The sequence below is a fragment of the Phyllobacterium sp. YR620 genome (genome assembly GCF_900104165.1).
Classification (GTDB): Bacteria; Pseudomonadota; Alphaproteobacteria; order Rhizobiales; family Rhizobiaceae; genus Phyllobacterium; species Phyllobacterium pellucidum.
Genome location: NZ_FNJP01000008.1, coordinates 20,106 through 39,776 on the forward strand (window position 1 = coordinate 20,106; position 19,671 = coordinate 39,776).

General features: G+C 59.7%; 17 protein-coding genes. 5 read left to right on the top strand and 12 right to left on the bottom strand.

Annotation, left to right across the window (positions count from 1 at the left end):
- Positions 1–7: 7 nt before the first annotated feature.
- Entirely contained in the window at positions 8–928 is a 921-nt protein-coding gene (locus BLR72_RS20955; RefSeq protein ID WP_091951719.1) for a PfkB family carbohydrate kinase, read from the bottom strand.
- Between the two features lie 191 nt (positions 929–1,119).
- Between BLR72_RS20955 and BLR72_RS20960 the strand changes: the two genes are divergently transcribed.
- Positions 1,120–2,010, top strand: a complete 891-nt coding sequence (locus BLR72_RS20960; RefSeq protein ID WP_091951721.1) for an MBL fold metallo-hydrolase — start codon at positions 1,120–1,122, stop codon at positions 2,008–2,010.
- A gap of 57 nt (positions 2,011–2,067) precedes the next feature.
- Here BLR72_RS20960 and BLR72_RS20965 read toward each other — a convergent pair whose 3' ends face one another.
- From BLR72_RS20965 to gcl, 3 genes are read right to left on the bottom strand one after another with little or no spacing between them, the layout of a single operon-like run.
- Entirely contained in the window at positions 2,068–2,952 is an 885-nt protein-coding gene (locus BLR72_RS20965) for a 2-hydroxy-3-oxopropionate reductase (protein ID WP_091951723.1), read from the bottom strand.
- A gap of 4 nt (positions 2,953–2,956) precedes the next feature.
- Positions 2,957–3,772, bottom strand: coding sequence for a hydroxypyruvate isomerase (hyi, locus tag BLR72_RS20970; protein WP_091951725.1), 816 nt, complete (start codon positions 3,770–3,772; stop codon positions 2,957–2,959).
- 31 nt (positions 3,773–3,803) lie between these two features.
- Complete coding sequence (gcl, locus tag BLR72_RS20975) at positions 3,804–5,588, bottom strand: glyoxylate carboligase (RefSeq protein WP_091951965.1); 1,785 nt, start codon at positions 5,586–5,588, stop codon at positions 3,804–3,806.
- Between the two features lie 169 nt (positions 5,589–5,757).
- Between gcl and BLR72_RS20980 the strand changes: the two genes are divergently transcribed.
- Complete coding sequence (locus BLR72_RS20980; protein WP_091951968.1) at positions 5,758–6,588, top strand: IclR family transcriptional regulator; 831 nt, start codon at positions 5,758–5,760, stop codon at positions 6,586–6,588.
- 17 nt (positions 6,589–6,605) lie between these two features.
- On the opposite strand, the gene guaD is transcribed toward BLR72_RS20980, so the two are convergent.
- Entirely contained in the window at positions 6,606–7,958 is a 1,353-nt protein-coding gene (gene guaD / locus BLR72_RS20985; protein ID WP_091951727.1) for a guanine deaminase, read from the bottom strand.
- A complete protein-coding gene (locus tag BLR72_RS20990) occupies positions 7,955–9,196 on the bottom strand; it encodes a urate hydroxylase PuuD (RefSeq protein ID WP_091951729.1) in 1,242 nt (413 codons plus the stop codon). The genes guaD and BLR72_RS20990 overlap by 4 nt, the downstream gene beginning before the upstream one ends.
- 133 nt (positions 9,197–9,329) lie before the next feature.
- On the opposite strand from BLR72_RS20990, the gene BLR72_RS20995 reads away from it, so the two are divergent.
- Positions 9,330–10,244 carry a LysR family transcriptional regulator gene (locus BLR72_RS20995; protein WP_027232847.1) on the top strand — a complete coding sequence of 305 codons (915 nt, stop codon included), beginning with the start codon at positions 9,330–9,332 and terminating at the stop codon, positions 10,242–10,244.
- A gap of 11 nt (positions 10,245–10,255) precedes the next feature.
- Here BLR72_RS20995 and xdhC read toward each other — a convergent pair whose 3' ends face one another.
- The 4 genes from xdhC to uraH are packed head-to-tail and all read right to left on the bottom strand — an operon-like array spanning position 10,256 to position 15,305.
- Positions 10,256–11,110 (bottom strand): xanthine dehydrogenase accessory protein XdhC, encoded by an 855-nt coding sequence (xdhC, locus tag BLR72_RS21000; RefSeq protein ID WP_091951731.1) that lies wholly within the window; start codon positions 11,108–11,110, stop codon positions 10,256–10,258.
- Positions 11,111–11,116: 6 nt separating this feature from the next.
- The gene (gene xdhB / locus BLR72_RS21005) at positions 11,117–13,447 is read right to left on the bottom strand and encodes a xanthine dehydrogenase molybdopterin binding subunit (protein WP_091951733.1); all 2,331 of its coding nucleotides are present in this window, start codon (positions 13,445–13,447) and stop codon (positions 11,117–11,119) included.
- A 10-nt stretch (positions 13,448–13,457) separates the two neighbouring features.
- A complete protein-coding gene (gene xdhA, locus BLR72_RS21010; RefSeq protein ID WP_091951735.1) occupies positions 13,458–14,936 on the bottom strand; it encodes a xanthine dehydrogenase small subunit in 1,479 nt (492 codons plus the stop codon).
- A 6-nt stretch (positions 14,937–14,942) separates the two neighbouring features.
- Positions 14,943–15,305, bottom strand: coding sequence for a hydroxyisourate hydrolase (uraH, locus tag BLR72_RS21015; protein WP_027232851.1), 363 nt, complete (start codon positions 15,303–15,305; stop codon positions 14,943–14,945).
- Between the two features lie 174 nt (positions 15,306–15,479).
- Here uraH and puuE point away from each other — a divergent pair, with 174 nt between their 5' ends.
- Both puuE and BLR72_RS21025 read left to right on the top strand, forming a co-directional pair.
- Entirely contained in the window at positions 15,480–16,898 is a 1,419-nt protein-coding gene (gene puuE / locus BLR72_RS21020; RefSeq protein WP_091951737.1) for an allantoinase PuuE, read from the top strand.
- Between the two features lie 12 nt (positions 16,899–16,910).
- Positions 16,911–17,396, top strand: a complete 486-nt coding sequence (locus BLR72_RS21025) for an ureidoglycolate lyase (RefSeq protein WP_091951738.1) — start codon at positions 16,911–16,913, stop codon at positions 17,394–17,396.
- 78 nt (positions 17,397–17,474) lie between these two features.
- Here BLR72_RS21025 and BLR72_RS21030 read toward each other — a convergent pair whose 3' ends face one another.
- Together BLR72_RS21030 and BLR72_RS21035 are read right to left on the bottom strand one after the other, a co-directional pair.
- A complete protein-coding gene (locus BLR72_RS21030; RefSeq protein ID WP_091951740.1) occupies positions 17,475–18,080 on the bottom strand; it encodes a deaminase in 606 nt (201 codons plus the stop codon).
- A gap of 72 nt (positions 18,081–18,152) precedes the next feature.
- Positions 18,153–19,445, bottom strand: coding sequence for an NCS2 family permease (locus BLR72_RS21035; RefSeq protein WP_091924801.1), 1,293 nt, complete (start codon positions 19,443–19,445; stop codon positions 18,153–18,155).
- Positions 19,446–19,671 lie beyond the last annotated feature (226 nt).

Consider the following 19,671-nt stretch of genomic DNA (forward strand, 5'->3'; position numbering starts at 1 on the left):
TGCCCGTCTAGGTCAGGAAGGCGTCGAGTTCGGCTTTCGTCGGCGCGCCGATTCTGCCGCCGAAGCGGGAACACTTGATTGCAGCCGCGGCGCTGGCAAAGCGCATGATCTGATAGATTGGATAGTTGCGCGACAGTGCCCAGGCAAAGGTGCCGTGGAACACGTCGCCCGCAGCGAGCGTATCGACGACATCCACCTCGAAGGCGGGCATATGGCGCACCTCCCCTTCAAGTTCATCGTACCAGAACGAGCCTTTGTCACCCGCAGTCACCGACACAAATGCGCCATCGCGGCCATAAAGGGCGGCAAGCGCAACGGTCGCCTTTTCGGGATCGGTTTCGCCCGTCACTCGTTCGGCGGCGGGCTCGGAAGCCACGATATGCGAGGCGAGCGGCAGCAGCATTTCCAGCGTTTCGAGTGACGCGGTGTCGGCGTCGAGAATACCATGGACCTCAGCCTCGCGTGCGGCCTTCAGGACCTTTGCCGCCGCAAGCGGCCAGCGAACATCCGTCATCACAACGTCGAAGGTGCCTTCGATAACCGGCGGGATTTCACTCGGGGCGGAGAGCAATCCTGCATCGTAATAGGGAACGATCACCCGTTCGCCCGCCGCGTCGACGAATATCGAAGAGAACGCCGAACGGGCATCGGCAACGCTGCGCACGTGCGAGCAATCGACGCCCTCGGCGGTGAGTTCGGCGACGGCGCGCCGCCCGATCTCGTCATCGCCCGTCGAGGCGAACAACGAGACGCTGCCGCCTAGCCGCGCGATGCTGGCCGCTGCACTCGATGCCATGCCGGCAGCAATTTCGACCGCCTCCAGGGGAATATACTTTCCGGGCCCGGGCGGCAGCCGGTCCAACCGGAAGATCGTGTCCATGGTGAGCGCGCCCACACAGAGAATTTTCGGAGTGGCTTCATTGGCCATGGAATGGAACCTTACAGATGAAGTTTGGCAGCGATGTTGCGCCGGGAGACGCCCGCGGGCAGGCATCAGTTAGCGTTTCTAAGGTGTGCTTGGCAACAGGGTCGCTCGCGATCTACAACCCTTGGAGGTGATTGACTTTTCGCGTCGAAACCGGAGACACTTGGTCCCACCTTCACGGGGGAATCGCAACAATGAAAGAGGCCGCCTTGAAACCGGTCGTCTACGCGCTTTTCGACAAGCGAACCAGTTCAGTCCAGTATGTGGTCAGCGATCCGTCGACGAAGCATTGCGCCATCATCGACCCGGTGCTGGATTTCGACGAAAAATCGGGTTCAACCGCATCGTTCAATGCCGATCAACTCCTGGAATATATCGACCGGAACAGCCTGAAGGTCGATTGGATCCTCGACACCCATCCCCATGCCGATCATTTTTCCGCCGCTCAATATCTCCGATCGAAAACCGGCGCGCCAACGGCAATCGGCGACCACGTCGTCGAGGTCCAGGAGCTATGGAAGAAGCTTTACAACTGGCCGGACTTTCGCGCCGACGGCTCGCAATGGGACAAGCTGTTTGCGGCGGGCGAAGGCTTCAACATCGGTGCCCTGAACGGACGCGTTATGTTCTCGCCGGGTCACACGCTGGCCTCGATCACCTATGTCATCGGCGATGCAGCCTTTATCCACGACACAATGTTCATGCCGGACAGCGGCACCGCCCGCACGGATTTTCCAGGCGGCAGCGCCGAACAATTGTGGCAATCGATCCAGGCGATTCTCGCATTGCCGGATGAGACGCGTATTTTCGTTGGCCACGACTATCAACCAGGGGGACGCGAACCGCTTTGGGAAAGTACGGTCGCCGCACAGAAGGCGAGCAATACGCATATAGCCAAATGCCGAGACGCCGCTGATTTCGTCGCGATGCGCACGGCGCGGGACAAGACCTTACCTATGCCGCGACTGATCCTTGCGGCGCTGCAGGTCAACATCAATGGCGGCCGACTGCCGGCGCCGGAATCGAACGGAAAGCGTTATCTGAAGATACCGCTAGACGCCTTCGACGGCGCAAAGTGGGATTAGCGAAAAGGCCCGCTACCGCAAAGATAGCGAGCCTCCCTCCTCCCCAAGATCCAGGTCTCAGGCGACCTCGTGATTCGCAATGCGCTCGAGCGCTCGAACGAGACCCGAATGGTCGAGGCCGCTGTCGCCATTGGCCGCGCAACTGTTGAAGAGTTCCTGCGTCGAGGCCGTGTTGGGCAGGGAAACGCCCAGGGTTTTCGCGCTCTGCAGAGCGAGATTGAGGTCCTTCTGATGCAGCGAGATACGGAAACCCGGATCGAAGGTGCGCTTGATCATGCGATCGCCATGCACTTCGAGGATACGCGACGAGGCAAAACCGCCCATCAGCGCCTCGCGCACCCGGGCCGGGTCTGCCCCCGCCTTGGAGGCAAGGACCAGCGCTTCCGAAACCGCCTCGATGGTCAGGGCAACGATGATCTGGTTGGCAACCTTGGTCACCTGCCCATCGCCGCAATCCCCGACCAGCGTAATGTTCTTGCCCATCAGCTCGAAGAGCGGCAGCGCGCGGTCGAAAGCTTCCTGCGAGCCGCCGGCCATGATGCTGAGCGTTGCACCCTTGGCGCCGACCTCGCCGCCCGACACCGGGGCATCGATGTATTCGCTGCCCGTCTCGCGCACCTTTTTGGCAAACTCCTTGGTTTCGATCGGCGAGATCGAACTCATGTCGATGACGAGCTTGCCCGGCTTCAACCCGAGGACGACGCCGTTCTCACCAAAAAGAACGTCCTTCACTTCCGGCGTGTCCGGGAGCATCAGGATGATAATGTCGGTTTTTTTGGCAAGCGCCTTGGGGCTCTCGACGATCTTGAGACCATTGTCGATGAGTTCCTGCTTCGGGGCGATGAAGAATTTCGACGTGTAGAGCACATGCCCCGCGTCCTGCAGGTGGCGCGCCATCGGCGTGCCCATGATACCCAATCCAATGAAACCTATGTCAGCCATTTACTCAGCTCCTCATCCTGATGATATCCGCCTGCTTGTAGGCAGCTGATGTTTCGTTCAGCCAGCCAAGCCCGCGTTGCGTTTCCGTTTTTGGTTTGTATTCGCAGCCGATCCAGCCGTCGTAGCCGGCTGCATCGAGCGCCTTGAAGACGAAGGGATAATTGATCTCTCCGGTGCCCGGCTCGTGACGACCGGGATTGTCGGCCAGCTGAACGTGGGCGATCAGTTGCTTGTAGCGCTCATACGTTGCGACGAGTTCGCCGCGCGTCCGCTGCTGGTGATAGAGGTCATACTGGATAAAAAGGTTGTCGCTTCCGACTTCTTCGATGATTGCGGCCGCCTGTTCGACCGTATTGAGGTAGAACCCCGGAATGTCGTAGGTGTTGATCGGTTCGATCAGCAGTCGAATATCGTATTTCGCGAGTTCCTGAGCGGCCAGGCGAAGATTGTGCACGAAAGTGGTGCGCAGCGCATCTTCGGAAAGGCCATTAGGAGCGATGCCGGCAAGGCAGTTGATGTGCTTGCAGCCTAGCGCCGTCGCATAGTCGATTGCCGTCGCAACGCCCCTCCGGAACTCGTCGATGCGGTCCGGGAGAACGCCAATGCCGCGCTCCCCGGCCGCCCAGTTGCCGGCCGGAAGATTATGCAGAACCTGGACAAGATTGTTGTCGGCGAGGACCTGTTTCAGCTCCTCGACATTATAGTCGTAGGGAAAGAGGTATTCGACGGCTTCAAAGCCGGCTTCGCTTGCAAGCGCGAAACGCTCGAGAAACGGCACTTCGTTGAAAAGCATCGTCAGATTGGCGGCAAATCTAGGCATTCATGCCTCCTGAAGAAATGAAATTGCAGGTTCAGTCGAGATAGGCGGCAACCGCAGTCGGCACGTCCTCATTGCGTTCGGCAAGGTCTTCGAACTCGACGACAGCGTTGATATCGGGACCCATTGCGACATTGGTCACGCGTTCGAGGATGAACTCGATCACCACAGGAACCCGGTGCTCGTCCATCAGCGCCTGCGCCTCCTGGAAAGCCTCGGCGAACTGATTGGGGCTGCGGACCCGGATCGCCTTGCAGCCGAGACCTTCGGCGACCGCGACATGATCGACGCCGTAACCCTTCTCGGCATCGCCTGACGCATTGATATTGTCGAAGGCGAGGCTCACTTCGAAATCCATGTCGAAGCCGCGCTGCGCCTGACGGATCAGGCCGAGATAGGAATTGTTCACGACGACGTGCAGGTATGGCAGCTTGTGCTGTGCGCCGACTGCGAGCTCTTCGATCATGAACTGAAAATCGTAATCGCCGGAGAGCGCAACGATCGGACGATCTGGATCGGCCGCACGCACGCCGAGTGCTGCCGGAAGGGTCCAGCCGAGCGGGCCCGCCTGGCCGCAATTGATCCAATTGCGCGGCTTGTAGACGTGCAGGAACTGGGCGCCGGCGATCTGGCTGAGACCGATGGTCGTCACGTAGCAGGTCTCGCGGCCGAACACCTTGTTCATTTCCTCGTAGACACGCTGCGGCTTCAGCGGCGTCTGGTCGAAATGGGTCTTGCGCAGCATGGTACGCTTGCGGCCGCGGCATTCCTCTGCCCAGGCCGACCAATCACGCAACTTTCCAGCCGCTTTCCATTCAGTCGCAACGTCGAGAAACAGCTTCAGCGCCTTGCCTGCATCGGAAACGATACCGAAATCCGGCGAGAAAACGCGACCGATCTGGGTCGGCTCGATATCGACATGGACGAACTTGCGTCCCTCCGTATAGGTCGAGACGTTGCCGGTATGCCGGTTCGCCCAGCGATTGCCGATGCCGAGCACGAAGTCGGAGGCGAGCATGGTCGCATTGCCGTAACGATGCGAGGTCTGCAGGCCGCACATGCCGGCCATCAGTGGATGATCGTCCGGGATCGTGCCCCAGCCCATCAGCGTCGGGATGACCGGAACACCAGCAATCTCGGCGAACTCCACCAGAAGGTCGGAAGCGTCGGCGTTGATAATCCCTCCGCCGGCAACGATCAGCGGCCGATCGGCCTGGTTGAGCATCGTCAATGCCTTTTCGACCTGCGCCCGCGTTGCTGCCGGCTTATAGGCTTCGAGCGGTTCGTAGGTGTCGGGATCGAACTCGATCTCCGCCAGCTGCACGTCGATCGGCAGATCGATCAGCACCGGACCTGGACGACCCGATCGCATGATATGGAAGGCCTTCTGGAAAACGTAAGGAACGAGGCCTGGCTCCATGACCGTCACCGCCCACTTCGTGACAGGCTTGGCGATCGAGGCAATATCGACGGCCTGGAAGTCCTCTTTGTCGAGGCGGGCCCGCGGCGCCTGCCCGGTAATGCACAGGATCGGGATCGAATCGGCCGAAGCGGAATAGAGGCCGGTGATCATGTCGGTTCCGGCTGGACCTGACGTGCCGATGCACACACCGATATTGCCATGTTCCGCTCGGGTGTATCCCTCGGCCATGTGCGACGCGCCTTCGACGTGGCGCGCAAGGATGTGGCGGACAGTGCCCTGCGCCTTCAGCGCGGAATAGAACGGATTGATTGCAGCTCCCGGTACGCCAAAGGCGCAATCGATCCCCTCCTTTTCCAGAATACGGACTGCTGCATCGACGGCACGCATTTTTGTCATTGTCATTCCTCCAAATTCAATGAGAGCATAATCCATATCTGACACTTCACAACCAAAATATGGAAATCACTTCCATCATATGGAAATAAAGATTTTCAATAAAACTGGTAAAATAGGCTGCGCGCAGCTATGGCACATGAGGGCACACGAAACGGGACACGCAGCGATCATGGCTTTGCAGGGCACGTCATTGAAGGGGAAACGGGGACGCAAGGCGAATGAGAACGCGGCGCCGTCTTCCGTTCAGGTCTTGGATCGAAGCTTGCACTTACTCAAGCTCATCGCGGATGCGGACGGGTCGACCCTGATGGATCTCGCGGACCATACCGGCATGGCGCCATCGACTGTCCACCGGCTGCTGACCTCGCTGGCCAATCACGGCATGCTCACCCATGATCTGGAATCAGGTGACTGGACGATTGGCGTTGGCGCCTTCGAGATCGGCAACGCTTTTCTGCGTTATCGCAAGCTGGGTTCAATCAGCCGCCCCTTTCTCAAGCGGCTGATGGACGAATGCGGCGAAACAGCCAATGTCGGCATCGAGGATGAAGGTGACGTCGTCTTCATTTCGCAGATCGAAAGCCATGCGCCGATGCGGGCTTTCTTCCGTCCCGGACGGCGCGGGCCAATTCATGCGTCGGGAATAGGCAAGGCAATTCTTTCGACCTGGTCAGATACCGATATTGCCCAGGCGCTCACAGGCAAGGCGCTCGCGCACTTCACAGCACATACGCTCGATACGCTGCCGGCACTCTTGAAAGATATCCAGCACATCCGTACGCGCGGCTGGTCGATCGACGACGAGGAACACACGCTCGGGATGCGCTGCATCGCTGCGCCACTTTTCAATGAACATGGCGAAGCCATTGCCGGGATTTCGGTATCGGGTCCCGCCGTCCGCCTGCCCAAGGAGAAGCTCAACCTGCTCGGGCCCGTCATACGCCGTACAGCGGATGAATTGACAAAGGCGATGGGCGGACGCCGACCGGACGAACTATAGGGCCCGTCCGCACCTGCCTACGCGGTCTGCAGCTCCGGCAAGGCCCGAGCCTTAGCCTGCGGCGTGGCCGTGTCGATCCTGCTCTTCATCGGCTTGCCAGCGACATAGACTTCGGCGACCGAGCGGTCATCGCCCATCGTCTGCAAAATGAAGAGCTCTTCGGCAAGCGTCGTTGCCGTGCGCATGCGCAGTTCCATCGCAGGCTTCGCCTTGCTGTCAAGAACGACGATATCGGCATCGCCTCCGGTCCGGAGGGATCCGATGCGGTCTTCGAGACCGAGCGCGCGGGCATTGCCGAGCGTCATCATGTAGTAGGACGCGAATGGCGACAGACGCTGGCCCTGCACGTGCAGCACCTTGTATGCCTCGCTCATCGTCTCCAGCATCGAGAAGCTTGTACCGCCGCCGACATCGGTCGCGACAGAAATGCGTGCGCCGAGCGAGCGGAAGCGGTCTCGGTCAAAGAGGCCGCTGCCGAGGAACAGATTTGAGGTAGGACAAAAAACGGCGACCGACTTCGTTTCGGCGAGCACGGAAATTTCGCGATCCGACAGGAAGATGCAATGGCCGAGAAGCATTTTTTCGCCGAGAAGGCCGTATCCGGCGTAAATATCGGTGTAGTTCTTGGCCGACGGATAGAGCGAGGTCGCCAACGCGATCTCGTCGCGGTTTTCCGAAAGGTGCGTCTGCACATAGCATTCGGGATGTTCGCGCACCAGGGCCTGGCTCATTTCCATCTGCCAGGGCGTCGACGTAATGGCAAAGCGCGGGCTGATGGCATAATGCGCGCGGCCGCGTCCATGCCATTTGGCGATCAACGCCTTGGTATCGTCATAGCCCGACTGCGGCGTGTCGCGGAGCGCGTCGGGCGCATTGCGATCCATCATCACCTTGCCGCCGATCATCAGCATGCCACGCTGTTCGGCTGCCGTAAAATAGGCATCGACGCTTTCGCGGTGCACCGAGCAATAGGCCACAGCCGAGGTCGTGCCGTTGCGCAGCAATTCGTCCATGAACCGTCCCGCGATGAAATCCGCGTGGGCGGTCGACGAGAATTTCTGTTCCTCGACAAAAATATAGGTGTTGAGCCATTCGAGCAGCTGCGCGCCGTACGAGGCAATCGCCTGCGTCTGCGGAAAGTGCAGATGGGTATCGATGAAGCCCGGCATGATAAGATTGGGGCGGTGATCGACGATCTTGGCATCGGCAGCAACCGGGGCGATGGCGGCATATTCGCCGACATCGACGATCTTGCCGTCCTCGACCAGGACCGCGCCATCTTCGAAATAATTATAGGCCGACTGATCGTCGATGCTGGTGGGCTCCTCGACGAATGTCAGCACACGACCGCGCAAAATGAGCTTGTTCACTGAACGGTTCCTCCCTTGACGGCACTCTCATACCAGGAGACGAGGAGCTTGCGTTCCTCGTCGGTAATACCGCTGACATTGGCGGGCGGCATGGCATGCGAGCGGCCGGCTTGCAGATAAATCTCCCGGGCATGGGCGGCGATCTGCCCGTCCGATTCAAGCACCACGCCCTTGGGCGCTGTTATGATGCCCTCCCAGCCGGGTTCCTTTGCGTGGCACATCGCGCAGCGGCCAAGCACCGTGTCACGAACCTTTGGAAAGGCTTCGGCACTGACGAATGGCTGCTGCACGGCGGAGAGCTTTTCTTCCGCGCTCTCGCCCGACAGAACCTTGGGTACGGTGGAGAGCCACATGATGATGATGAAGAGAATTGCCGTTGCCAGCCACGTCCAGGTCGGCTCGCCCTTGCGGGCATGGCGTGTGTTGAACCAATGGCGGATGGTGACGCCCATCAGGAAGACCAGCGAGGCGATGATCCAATTGTATTTCGTGCCGAATGCCAGCGGATAGTGGTTCGACAGCATCAGGAACAGCACCGGCAACGTCAGGTAGTTGTTGTGGGTGGAACGCTGCTTGGCCTGTTTGCCCAGCGCCGGATCCGGAGTCTTGCCGGCGATCAGGTCCGCAACGACCTTCTTCTGGTTGGGAATGATGATCATGAAGACGTTGGCCGACATGATCGTCGCCGTGAAGGCGCCGAGATGCAGGAAGGCCGCGCGTCCTGTGAAGAGGTGCGTATAGCCCCAGGCCATGAAGACGAGAACGAAATAGAGCAGAACCATCAGCCGCGTGTCGTTGCGGCCGAGCGGCGACTTGCAGATGGTGTCATAAACGACCCAGCCGCCGAAAATCGAGGCGAGCGAAATCGCAATAGCGACCGGACGCGATACGTCAAGGACGTGCGGGTCGATCAGATAGAGGTCGGCTCCGGCATAATAAACGATGCAAAGCATCGCGAAGCCCGACAGCCAGGTTGCATAGGATTCCCATTTGAACCAGGTCACATGCTCGGGCATTTGAGCCGGCGCAACCAGATATTTCTGGATATGGTAGAAGCCGCCGCCGTGCACCTGCCACTCTTCGCCATAGGCCCCGGCCGGAAGCCCGGGACGCTGACGCAGGCCAAGATCGAGCGCGACGAAATAGAAAGACGAGCCGATCCACGCGATACCGGTGATGACATGCAACCAGCGGAAGGCGAAATTCAACCATTCCCAGGCGACGGCGTATTCGTACATGTGGCTCTCCCTTTTAGTCGGAAGAGTATGTGCCAAAGCCTATGCCAAGAGGAAACCGGCTAATGCACCCATCTCTTTCAAAAAAAACTTTAAAATGCTAGATCAATGGGCAGTGTAGGGGTTGTGCGAAACAATGTCGTACCTTGATAACCTTCGTGTTTTCGTTCGTGTCGTCGAACTCGGAAACCTGTCTGCCGCCGGACGCGATCAGCGCGCCTCTCCGGCCGTTGCGAGCAATCGCATCAAGGAGCTGGAGCGGCATCTTGGCGTGCGCCTCTTCAATCGTACCACGCGCAAGCTGACACCCACCGAACACGGCCGAGTATTCTACGACGGCGCCGTCAAGATCATCGAGGCGATCAACGAGGCGGAAGCGGCCATCGCCGATCTTGCCAAGAAACCGAAAGGCGCGATCCGAATTACCGCCCCGCTCGGCATAGGCAGGCGGCTCATCGCGTCAGGCATTCCCGAATTCCATGACAAGTACCCCGACATTGAAGTGCGCCTGCGTCTTTCCGACCACAACATCGACATCATGAGCGAGGGCGTCGACGTTGCTTTCAAGCTGGGTATCCTTGAGGATTCCAACCTGCGCATGCGCGGCATCATGAATTGCGAGCGGGTAATCTGCGCCTCGCCGGAATATCTTGCCAGGCGCGGAATCCCGACGACCCCGGATGATCTTATTGCCGACCATCACGACTGCCTGCTTCTGCGCTATCCGGGGTCCAAGGAGTACTATTGGACGCTGCAGACGCCCGAAGGCTTGCGCAAGCTCGAGGTCAGCGGACCTTATGATTCAGACGATGGCGATGTTCTGACACGCTGGGCGCTCGACGGGCGCGGGATCATCAACAAGCCGCTTTTCGAAGTGAAAAGCCATCTCAACGACGGCGAACTGGTACCCATCCTCGAAGACACGCCGCCGGCGAGCATCCAGCTTGCTGCGATCTATCCGCACAAACGCTTCCAGGATCCGAAGGTTCGCCTGATGATCGATTTCATGACCGAGCGCTGCCAGCGTCTCGTTACGGAAATGCTGAAATAAGCCTCGACCGGTCAGGCCGGGACGCGCAATTTGCTTGCGACGCTGGCGTTCCGTTGCCGGTAGTTAAGCGCTGCCGTCATGACTTCCGCCGCCGCGAGCGCAGCAATGACCGGCGGCCGCTTGTCCTTGACGGCTGTACCGCCGACAGGGCAAACCAGCCTCTCGAAGACCTCTGGGCGGCCGACTTCCCGCGTCAGCCAGTTGCGGAATGTCGCACGCTTCGTTTTCGATCCGATCATGCCGACATAGGACGCGTCGCTTCTGGCGAGCGCTTCGGCAGCGATGAGGAAGTCGAGCGCATGATCATGGGTCAGGATGACAAAGGCGCTGCCCTCCGGCGCGTCGCGCACGAGCGCTTCAGGCATGGCGGTCAGACAGGTCTCGACACCCGGAACCTCTGAGGCAGACAATTCTTCCTCGCGCGTGTCGACCAGAATGACCCGGAGCGGCACCAGCGAAAGCGCCATGGCCAGTGCATCACCGACATGGCCCGCGCCAAACACGTAAACATGCGGGCGCTGGGCGATCTCGCGGTCCACCTTTTCAACAAGCGCGGCGGCGGCATCGCGGTCGACAGGCTTGAAGTCCAGGGCAACGCGACCGCCGCAACATTGGCCGATTTCGGGACCGAGCGGCACGGTCAGCGCCTCGATCTCGCTCCCGCGCTTCAAAGCACGGCGGGCATGATCGATGGCTATGTATTCCAGCTGGCCGCCGCCGATCGTGCCGAAAATGCAATCCGGCGCCACCAGCATCCAGGCGCCGGCGTCCCGCGGCGTCGAACCATCGGCCGCCTTTACCTCAACGAGGACGACACGTTTGCGCCGGTTGAGGAAATCCCTGATATCGTCGCGATTGCTTGGCATGGAAAATCACCTCCCAGCTTCCCGCAACCGCTCGACAGCCATCAACACGCGTTCCGGCGTTGCCGGCGCGTCGAGACGCGGCGACAGGCGATAGTCCGCAACGCTCGCCACCGCCATCGACAGCGCTTCCAGCACCGAGATCGCCAGCATGAATGGCGGCTCGCCCACTGCCTTCGAACGGCGGATCGTCTCTTCGCGGTTTACGGACCAGCTGGCGAGGTTGACATTGAATTGGCGTGGTCGATCGGAGGCCAGCGGGATCTTGTAGGTCGATGGCGCGTGGGTGCGCAGCCGTCCCTTGGCATCCCACCAGAGTTCCTCGGTGGTCAGCCAGCCCATGCCCTGCACGAAGGCGCCTTCCACCTGGCCAAGATCGAGCGCCGGATTAAGCGAGCGCCCGACGTCGTGGAGGACATCGGTCCGGTCGACCTGATATTCCCCGGTCAAGGTATCGATACTGACTTCCGATACCGATGCTCCGTAAGCGAAATAGTAGAATGGGCGGCCGCGACCTTCGGACCGGTTCCAATGTATCTTCGGCGTCTTGTAGAATCCGGCGGCGGAAAGTTGCACGCGCGCGCCATAGGCAGCCTTGATGAACTCGTTGAAGGGAACGAGTTTGTCGCCGGCCCGCACCGTGTTCGGCTCGAAGAAAACCTCTTCCTTCGCAACGCCAAATTTCTCGACAGCGAAGTCGACAAGGCGCGCCTTGATCTGCTGGGCCGCATTTGCGGCAGCCATGCCGTTGAGATCAGAGCCCGACGAGGCCGCTGTTGCAGAGGTGTTCGGCACTTTCGCTGTCGTCGTCGCAGTCACCTTGATGCGGTCGAGATCGACCTGGAACTCGTCCGCCACCACCTGCGCAACCTTGGTATAGAGCCCCTGCCCCATTTCCGTGCCGCCATGGTTGAGATGGATTGAGCCATCGGCATAGACGTGAACGAGCGCGCCTGCCTGATTATACTCGGTCTTGGTGAACGAAATGCCGAATTTCACCGGCGTCAGCGCGATGCCCTTGCGAATGATGCGGCTCTCGCGGTTGAAATTAAGGATGGCCGCGCGCCGTGCAGCGTAATCGGACGATGCCTCGAGTTCCGCCACGATCTGCGGGATGATGTTATCCTCTACCGTCTGGTGGTAAGGCGTAACGTTCCTGCCTTCGCCGCCATAGAAATTGGCTTTGCGGATGTCGAGCGGATCCTTGCCGAGCGCATAGGCGATCTCCTCGATCATGCGCTCGCCGCCGACCATGCCCTGGGGACCGCCGAAGCCGCGAAACGCGGTGTTGGAGACTGTGTTGGTCTTCAACGGGCGCGAGCGAAGCCGGACATGCGGATAGAAATAGCAATTGTCGGCATGAAAGAGCGCGCGGTCCGTAACAGGTCCAGACAGATCAGCGGAGAAACCGCAGCGGGCCGAATAGGTCGCGTCTACGGCCTCGATCCGGCCTTCATCGTCAAACCCGATTTCGTAGGCGACGTGGAAGTCGTGGCGCTTGCCGGTCGCAACCATGTCGTCATCGCGGTCAGGGCGTATCTTGACGGCGCGGTTGTATTTCTTGGCAGCAATCGCTGCGGCGGCAGCAAAAAGATTGGCCTGCGTTTCCTTGCCGCCGAAACCGCCGCCCATGCGCCGCACATTGACCGTGACGGCATTCGACGGGACGCCGAGAACGTGAGCGACCATGTGCTGGGTCTCGCTCGGGTGCTGGGTCGAGGAATAGACGATAACCTCGTCGTCCTCGCCGGGAATGGCGAAGGATATATGACCTTCGAGATAGAAATGATCCTGTCCCCCGATGCGCATCTCGCCCACGAGGCGATTCCTTGCCTGGGACATGGCCGCGACAATGTCGCCGCGTTCGAGTTTCAGCGGATCGATAACAAGGGGATAGTTGGCCCTCTCCGCCTCGAGAACATCCGTAACGTGGTCCAGATCGCGATATTCTATCTTCGCCTTTGTGGCGGCCTGGCGCGCCATCTGCCGGGTTTCGGCGATGACGGCGAAAATCGGTTGACCATGGAACTCGACCTTGCCAACCGCAAAAACCGGATCGTCGTGCTTGCCGGCAGGGCTCACATCGTTGTGCCCGGGAATGTCGTCCGCGGTAAGCACGCCGACTACACCTTCGCAGGCAGCGACCGCATCGAGATCGATCGAGACAATCTCGGCATGTGCCCGCTGCGACAAGCCAAGATAGGCGTGGAGCGTGCCAGCCGGTTCGGGCATGTCGTCGATATATTCGGCGGTACCCGCGACATGTTTGTGACCGGACTCATGCGGCAGTTTCTCGTGGACGCCACCACGGATGCTTGTGATCGGTTGTATCGAATTCATCGCATCCTCCTCAACCAGCCACGGCGTAGCGGTTCAACCGCACGCGCTTCTCACCAGCGGATTCAAGATAGAAGCGCCGCAAGAGGTTTTTCGCGGTCAGCATCCGGTAATCGGCGGAAGCGCGCCAATCCGTCAGCGGCGTGAAATCCTGCGGGAATTGCTGGATCGCAGCCTCAATCGATGCCTCGTCCCATATCGCACCCACCAGAGCCTGCTCGACTGCAGCGGCACGCTTCGGCGTACCGGCCATGCCGCCGAAGGCGATCACTGCACTCTCGACGCGTCCCTGCTGGTCGAGCCGGACCCGGAAAGCGCCGCATACGGACGAGATGTCCTCGTCAAGCCGCTTCGATATCTTATAGACGGCAAAGAAATCATCGGACGCGAGGCGTGGAATGCGAATGGCTTCGACGAACTCGCCAGGGGTACGATCCTGTTTGCCGTACTCGATGAAGTATTTCTCTATTGGAACCGAACGCCTGACATTGCCCTTGCGCAGTTCGACGACAGCGCCAAGACCGATAAGTGCGGGCGGCGTATCGCCGATGGGCGAACCATTGGCGACGTTGCCGCCCACCGTCCCCATATTGCGGACCTGCTCGCCGCCGATCCTGTTCCACAACTCCTTCAGCTGCGGGAAATGGCGGGTGATGGCTGGATAGGCCTCGGTATAGGTGACGCCCGCGCCGAGGACGAGATGGTTCGGCTCCTCTGTGATCTGGCGCAAATCGTCGACCCGCGACAGGAATACGACCGGACCGATATCGCGCATGAACTTGGTCACCCAAAGGCCGACATCAGTCGAACCTGCAACGATCGTTGCACCAGGATGGGCTTCGAGCACGTCAGCGAGATCGTCGACATTTGCCGGGACAATGAGCCGTTGCTTGCCTTCGCCGATGGCAACGCGCTTGTTGTCCTTGAGGGCGAGCAATTGCTCCGTAATGCGCGCTCGTTCGGTGACGAGTGGATCCTTGCTGGCATCGCCCGCCGCTGAAATGCTCTCGGCGGCGCGAATGATCGCGGCATAGCCGGTGCAGCGGCAAAGATTGCCCTGCAGAGCTTTTTCGATGGCCTCGACGCCGGGATGCGGATCTTCCATCCAGAGGCCGTAAAGCGACATGACGAAACCGGGCGTGCAGAACCCGCACTGCGATGCATGCGTGTCGACCATGGCGCGCTGGACGGGATGGAGGCTGCCATCCTTTGCCGCGAGCGCCTCGACCGTCACCACATGGCAGCCATCGAGCGAACCAACGAAACGGATACAGGCATTGACCGACTCATATTTGAGCCTGCCTTCGAGCAGCCGGCCTACGAGCACCGTGCAAGCGCCGCAATCGCCTTCCGCGCAACCTTCCTTGGTGCCACGCAGCTTCCGGCCGAGGCGAAGGAAATCGAGCAGGGTTTCGGTAGCGGCGATATTGCTGAGTTCGACGAGGGTGCTGTTGAGAACAAAGCGGACGCAATTGCGGATCTTGCTAGCCATGACGCGTCAGCTCCCGCGATAGGTCGAATAGGCAAAAGGCGCCACAAGCAGCGGCACATGATAGTGGGCCTTTTCGTCGTCTATGCCGAAGCGGATCGGCACGACGTCGAGAAACGGCGTCGCTTCTCTGCCGCCGAAATAGGCGCCGACATGAAAACGAAGCTCGTACGCCCCTGAACGCATGCTCCCACCCGAAAGCAATGGACTGTCGCAGCGGCCATCATCGTTGGTAAGGGTGCTGTGCAAAGGCTGCAGCGCATCGCCTTCGATGCGATAGAGATCGACCTTGAGTCCAGCGGCTGGTTTGCCGCTCGCCGTGTCGAGCACGTGGGTCGTCAAGCGCCCGGTCGCATCGTTGTGAGAATGCATCGTTCCTCCTCCCGTGGAGAACTTCTTAAAATATCCAACACTCAGTTTGTCGTTTGGCGTGCTCGCGGGGTAGCCGGAGCTTGGTAAAGGGACTTTCAAATTTTTCAGGGGGAATGCTTCGCCGGTAATTTGAGTAATCAGAAAACGGAGTGAAGGACTGAGGAGGAGAATTCTGTGAGATATCCCCGCGACATGCATGGTTATGGCGGTAAAGCGCCGCGCGCGAATTGGCCTGGCGATGCGCGCATCGCCGTTCAGTTCGTTGTCAATTACGAGGAAGGCGGCGAGAACTGTGTCCTGCATGGCGATGCCGCGTCCGAGGCCTTCCTGTCGGAGATTGTGGGCGCGCAGCCCTGGCAGGGCCAGCGCCACTGGAACATGGAGTCCATCTACGAATATGGCGCACGCGCCGGTTTCTGGCGCTTGCACGAGCTGTTGACCTCGAAAAATGTACCCGTCACCGTCTATGGCGTCGCCACGGCATTGCAGCGCTCACCGGCGCAGGTTGCGGCGATGCTCGATGCGGATTGGGAAATCGCCTCGCACGGGCTGAAATGGATCGACTACAGGGATTTCACGCCGGAGGCTGAGCGCGAGCACCTGCTCGAGGCGATCCGCATCCATACTGCCGCAACCGGCGAGCGGCCGAAGGGCTGGTACACCGGCCGGACGTCAGTCAACACCGTCGATCTTGTCACCGACGAAGGCGGTTTCGACTATGTTTCGGATTCCTATGCCGATGACCTGCCTTACTGGTACGAGCACAACGGCAAGTCGCAGCTGGTAGTCCCATATACGCTCGACGCCAACGACATGCGCTTCGCGACCCCACAAGGGTTCAACTCTGGCGATCAGTTCTTCGCCTATCTGAAGGACAGTTTTGATACGCTCTATGCAGAAGGCGCAGCCGGCTCGCCCAAGATGATGAGCATCGGTCTGCATTGCCGGCTCATCGGCCGTCCTGGCCGCAGCGCCGCGCTCGCACGTTTCATCGACTACGTCCAGTCCCATGAAAAAGTGTGGCTCGCCCGCCGCGTCGACATCGCGCAACATTGGGCCGCCACCCACCCCTATAAGCCCCACGCCGCGCGCCCATCCGCACTTGAGGAAACGACCTTCGTCGACCGCTTCGGCGGCGTATTCGAACATTCGCCGTGGATTGCCCGCCGGGCTTTTGCCGGGGAGCTTTCGCCCGCCCATGACACGGCATCAGGGCTGCATGCGGCACTCCGCACAGTGTTTCGCATGGGCACGCAAGAGGAAAGGCTCGCTGTCCTCAATGCCCACCCCGATCTTGCCGGCAAACTGGCACAGGCAAAGCGCCTGACCGAAAGTTCAACGCAGGAGCAGGCTTCGGCAGGGCTCGACGCCCTGACCGACGAGGAACGCGCCGAATTCACGAAATTGAACACCGACTACGTCACCAGGTTCGGCTTTCCCTTCATCATCGCTGTGCGGGGACTGAACAAGCAAGCGATCCTCGAAGCGTTCCAAGCCCGCATTGCCAATGATCGCGAGACCGAGTTCAACACAGCCTGCCGCCAGGTCGAAAAGATTGCCCTGCTGCGGTTGCGCGACATGTTGCCGGACTGAGGGCGGGCCGATATGCGTGAAATACTGATCCAGAAATTGACGCGGGAAGCCTTTGCACCTTTCGGGGACGTCATCGAGAGGGAAGGGGCCCACAGCTTTCCCATCAATCACGGCATGTGCACCCGCTACCATGACCTTGCCAAGGTTGAGACCACGGGTGACAACGCCCGCACGCTCATCAGCCTCCTGCGCGGCAAGCCTTACGAACTGCCGCTGGAGCTTGGCATGGTTGAACGCCACCCGTTCGGGAGCCAGGCTTTCGTGCCGCTCTCGGCCAACCCGTTCCTCGTGGTTGCTGCGCATGACGGGCGTGGCGGACCCAGCGATCCTGTCGCCTTCATCACTTCTCCGGGCCAGGGCGTGAACATTCACCGCAACGTCTGGCACGGCATCCTCACACCCCTTGGCGGTGAAAGCGACTTCGTCGTGATCGACCGGGGCGGCGACGGAATCAACCTCGAAGAACACTTCTACGCGGAGCTGTTCGTGGTCCGCTGATCTAGAGAGCATGCCCTGCTTTCAAACAAAAAGGCCGCCCGAACTCATACGGGCGGCCTTCTATTGTTATCGGATGGGTCAGTTGAGCGGGATCGAATTGCCACCCTTGCTCGCCTGGTACTGCGCGGACAGATCATCATACTTTCGCGCAATCGAAGCGGCCCGTTCCTGCAACCTCGTCCGATCCGGTTCCGGTTGCTGCGCAATCAGCTTGTGGATCGAATAACTCTTCCAGAAGGCGTTCTCGGCGTTATAGCCGCCGGGCTCCAGCGTGAAGACCTCTTTCAGGATCTTCAGGTCATGCGGAATGGCGAAAGCATCGCGGGAATCCTCATGGCTGAAGAAATAGTAGAAATTGTCGAAGCCAGCCCAGGTGATCGCCGAAAGGCACATCGAACATGGCTCATGCGTCGACAGGAAAATGAGATCGCGGGAATCCGGGCGCTTGTCGCCATCGACCTCGTAGAACCGCTTCAGCGTGTGGACTTCGCCGTGCCAGAGCGGATTTTCCGTCTCGTTGTTGGTTTCGGCCAAAACGACCGACAGGTCCGATTTGCGCAGGAGCGCCGCGCCGAAAATCTTGTTTCCGGCCGCAACGCCCTTCTCCGTCATCGGAATGATTTTTTGATCCATTGCATCGAGCAATGCGTCGAGCACCTTTGTGGTTGAAGTTTCTGATGGCATTTTTGGTCTTTCTTTTCGGGTTGAAACGACCTGGTCCGGGCCCCTGAATTGCGCCCGGAAAAGGTTGCACTGTTAGACCGGGAACAGGGCGAACCGCACGACAAAGAGGATAGCTACGAGCCATGTCGCGGGATGGATCGAGCTTACGCGTCCGGTCAGCGTCTTCAGCACGACATAGCTGATGAAGCCGAAGGCGAGACCGTTGGCGATCGAGTAGGTGAACGGGATCATCAACGCGGTCAGGGCAGCCGGCGTCGATTCAGTCACGTCGCGCCATTCGATGTCAACGAGCTCATGCATCATGAGGCCGGCGACATAGAGCAGCGCAGGCGCCGTTGCATACCCCGGCACGGATGCAGCGAGCGGCGCAATGAACAGGGCAGCAAGGAACAAAACGGCGATCGTCAGTGCCGTAAGGCCTGTACGTCCGCCCGCTTGAACACCGGACGCGCTCTCGACATAGGCCGTGGTGCTGCTGGTACCAAGAAGCGAACCGGCAACGATCGCGGTGCTGTCGGCAAAGAGAGCGCGGCCAAGATTGTTCGGTTTGCCTTCTTCGATGAGGCCGGCGCGTTTGCTGACGCCGATAAGTGTACCGGTTGCGTCGAAGACTTCGACCAGAACGAAGACGAGGATGACCTGCAGGAAACCCGTATGCAGTGCACCGAGAACATCAAGCTGCAGGAATGTCGGCGCAAGGCTCGGCGGAGCCGAGAAGACGCCCTTGAATTCGCTGACGCCGAGCAGTACCGAGAGGACGGTCACGGCGAGAATGCCGATGAGGATCGATCCACGTACCTTCATGGCGTCAAGCGCGGCAATGATGAAGAAGCCGAGAATTGCAAGCAACGTGCCCGTTGCGCCGAGATGACCCAGCCCAACGAATGTTGCCGGATTGGCAACGACGATGCCGGAGGTCTTAAGGGCAATAAAGGCAAGGAACAGACCGATGCCGGCGGCGATGGCGCTGCGCAGCGATTTGGGAATGCCGGCGACGAGCCAGCTGCGCACCCCGGTTACCGTCAGTAGCAGGAAGATACAGCCGGAGATGAATACGGCGCCGAGCGCCTGCTGCCAAGTGAAGCCCATGGCCCCGACCACCGTAAAGGCGAAGAAGGCATTGAGACCCATGCCCGGCGCCATGCCGATCGGCCAGTTAGCGACCAGGGCCATGACGGCAGAGCCCAAGGCGGCCGCGATACAGGTCGCTACGAATATGGCGTTGCGGTCCATGCCAGTCGAGGACAGGATCTCTGGATTGACGAAGATGATGTACGACATCGTCAGGAATGTCGTGATACCGGCCAGCACTTCCGTGCGCACGGACGTGTTGTGGCCTTTGAGCTTGAAAAGCCTGTCGAGCATTGTTCCTCCCCTTGGCAAAACGCCGAGTCTCCGGCTGCCGCCCGGTGCGTTTATGCACCAGAAAGCATGGCATCCGTTCTGATTTTCAATAGTTCTCCACTTGAAAAAATGATTGTCGTGCACTCCTCTGCACGCGCATCATTCTCCCGGTGTCGCCACCGCAAAGCCGATTGTGCGTTTTTCGCACAATGGATGCTAGGTGCCCATTCCGCATTCATTTGCGAAA

Bases quoted from the DNA above. Each gene is read 5' to 3' on its own strand.
- BLR72_RS20955 (WP_091951719.1), bottom strand. From the start codon at position 928: ATGGCCAATGAAGCCACTCCGAAAATTCTCTGTGTGGGCGCGCTCACC.
- BLR72_RS20960 (WP_091951721.1), top strand. From the start codon at position 1,120: ATGAAAGAGGCCGCCTTGAAACCGGTCGTCTACGCGCTTTTCGACAAG.
- BLR72_RS20965 (WP_091951723.1), bottom strand. From the start codon at position 2,952: ATGGCTGACATAGGTTTCATTGGATTGGGTATCATGGGCACGCCGATG.
- hyi (WP_091951725.1), bottom strand. From the start codon at position 3,772: ATGCCTAGATTTGCCGCCAATCTGACGATGCTTTTCAACGAAGTGCCG.
- gcl (WP_091951965.1), bottom strand. From the start codon at position 5,588: ATGACAAAAATGCGTGCCGTCGATGCAGCAGTCCGTATTCTGGAAAAG.
- BLR72_RS20980 (WP_091951968.1), top strand. From the start codon at position 5,758: ATGGCTTTGCAGGGCACGTCATTGAAGGGGAAACGGGGACGCAAGGCG.
- BLR72_RS20990 (WP_091951729.1), bottom strand. From the start codon at position 9,196: ATGTACGAATACGCCGTCGCCTGGGAATGGTTGAATTTCGCCTTCCGC.
- BLR72_RS20995 (WP_027232847.1), top strand. From the start codon at position 9,330: ATGTCGTACCTTGATAACCTTCGTGTTTTCGTTCGTGTCGTCGAACTC.
- xdhC (WP_091951731.1), bottom strand. From the start codon at position 11,110: ATGCCAAGCAATCGCGACGATATCAGGGATTTCCTCAACCGGCGCAAA.
- xdhB (WP_091951733.1), bottom strand. From the start codon at position 13,447: ATGAATTCGATACAACCGATCACAAGCATCCGTGGTGGCGTCCACGAG.
- xdhA (WP_091951735.1), bottom strand. From the start codon at position 14,936: ATGGCTAGCAAGATCCGCAATTGCGTCCGCTTTGTTCTCAACAGCACC.
- uraH (WP_027232851.1), bottom strand. From the start codon at position 15,305: ATGCATTCTCACAACGATGCGACCGGGCGCTTGACGACCCACGTGCTC.
- BLR72_RS21025 (WP_091951738.1), top strand. From the start codon at position 16,911: ATGCGTGAAATACTGATCCAGAAATTGACGCGGGAAGCCTTTGCACCT.
- BLR72_RS21030 (WP_091951740.1), bottom strand. From the start codon at position 18,080: ATGCCATCAGAAACTTCAACCACAAAGGTGCTCGACGCATTGCTCGAT.
- BLR72_RS21035 (WP_091924801.1), bottom strand. From the start codon at position 19,445: ATGCTCGACAGGCTTTTCAAGCTCAAAGGCCACAACACGTCCGTGCGC.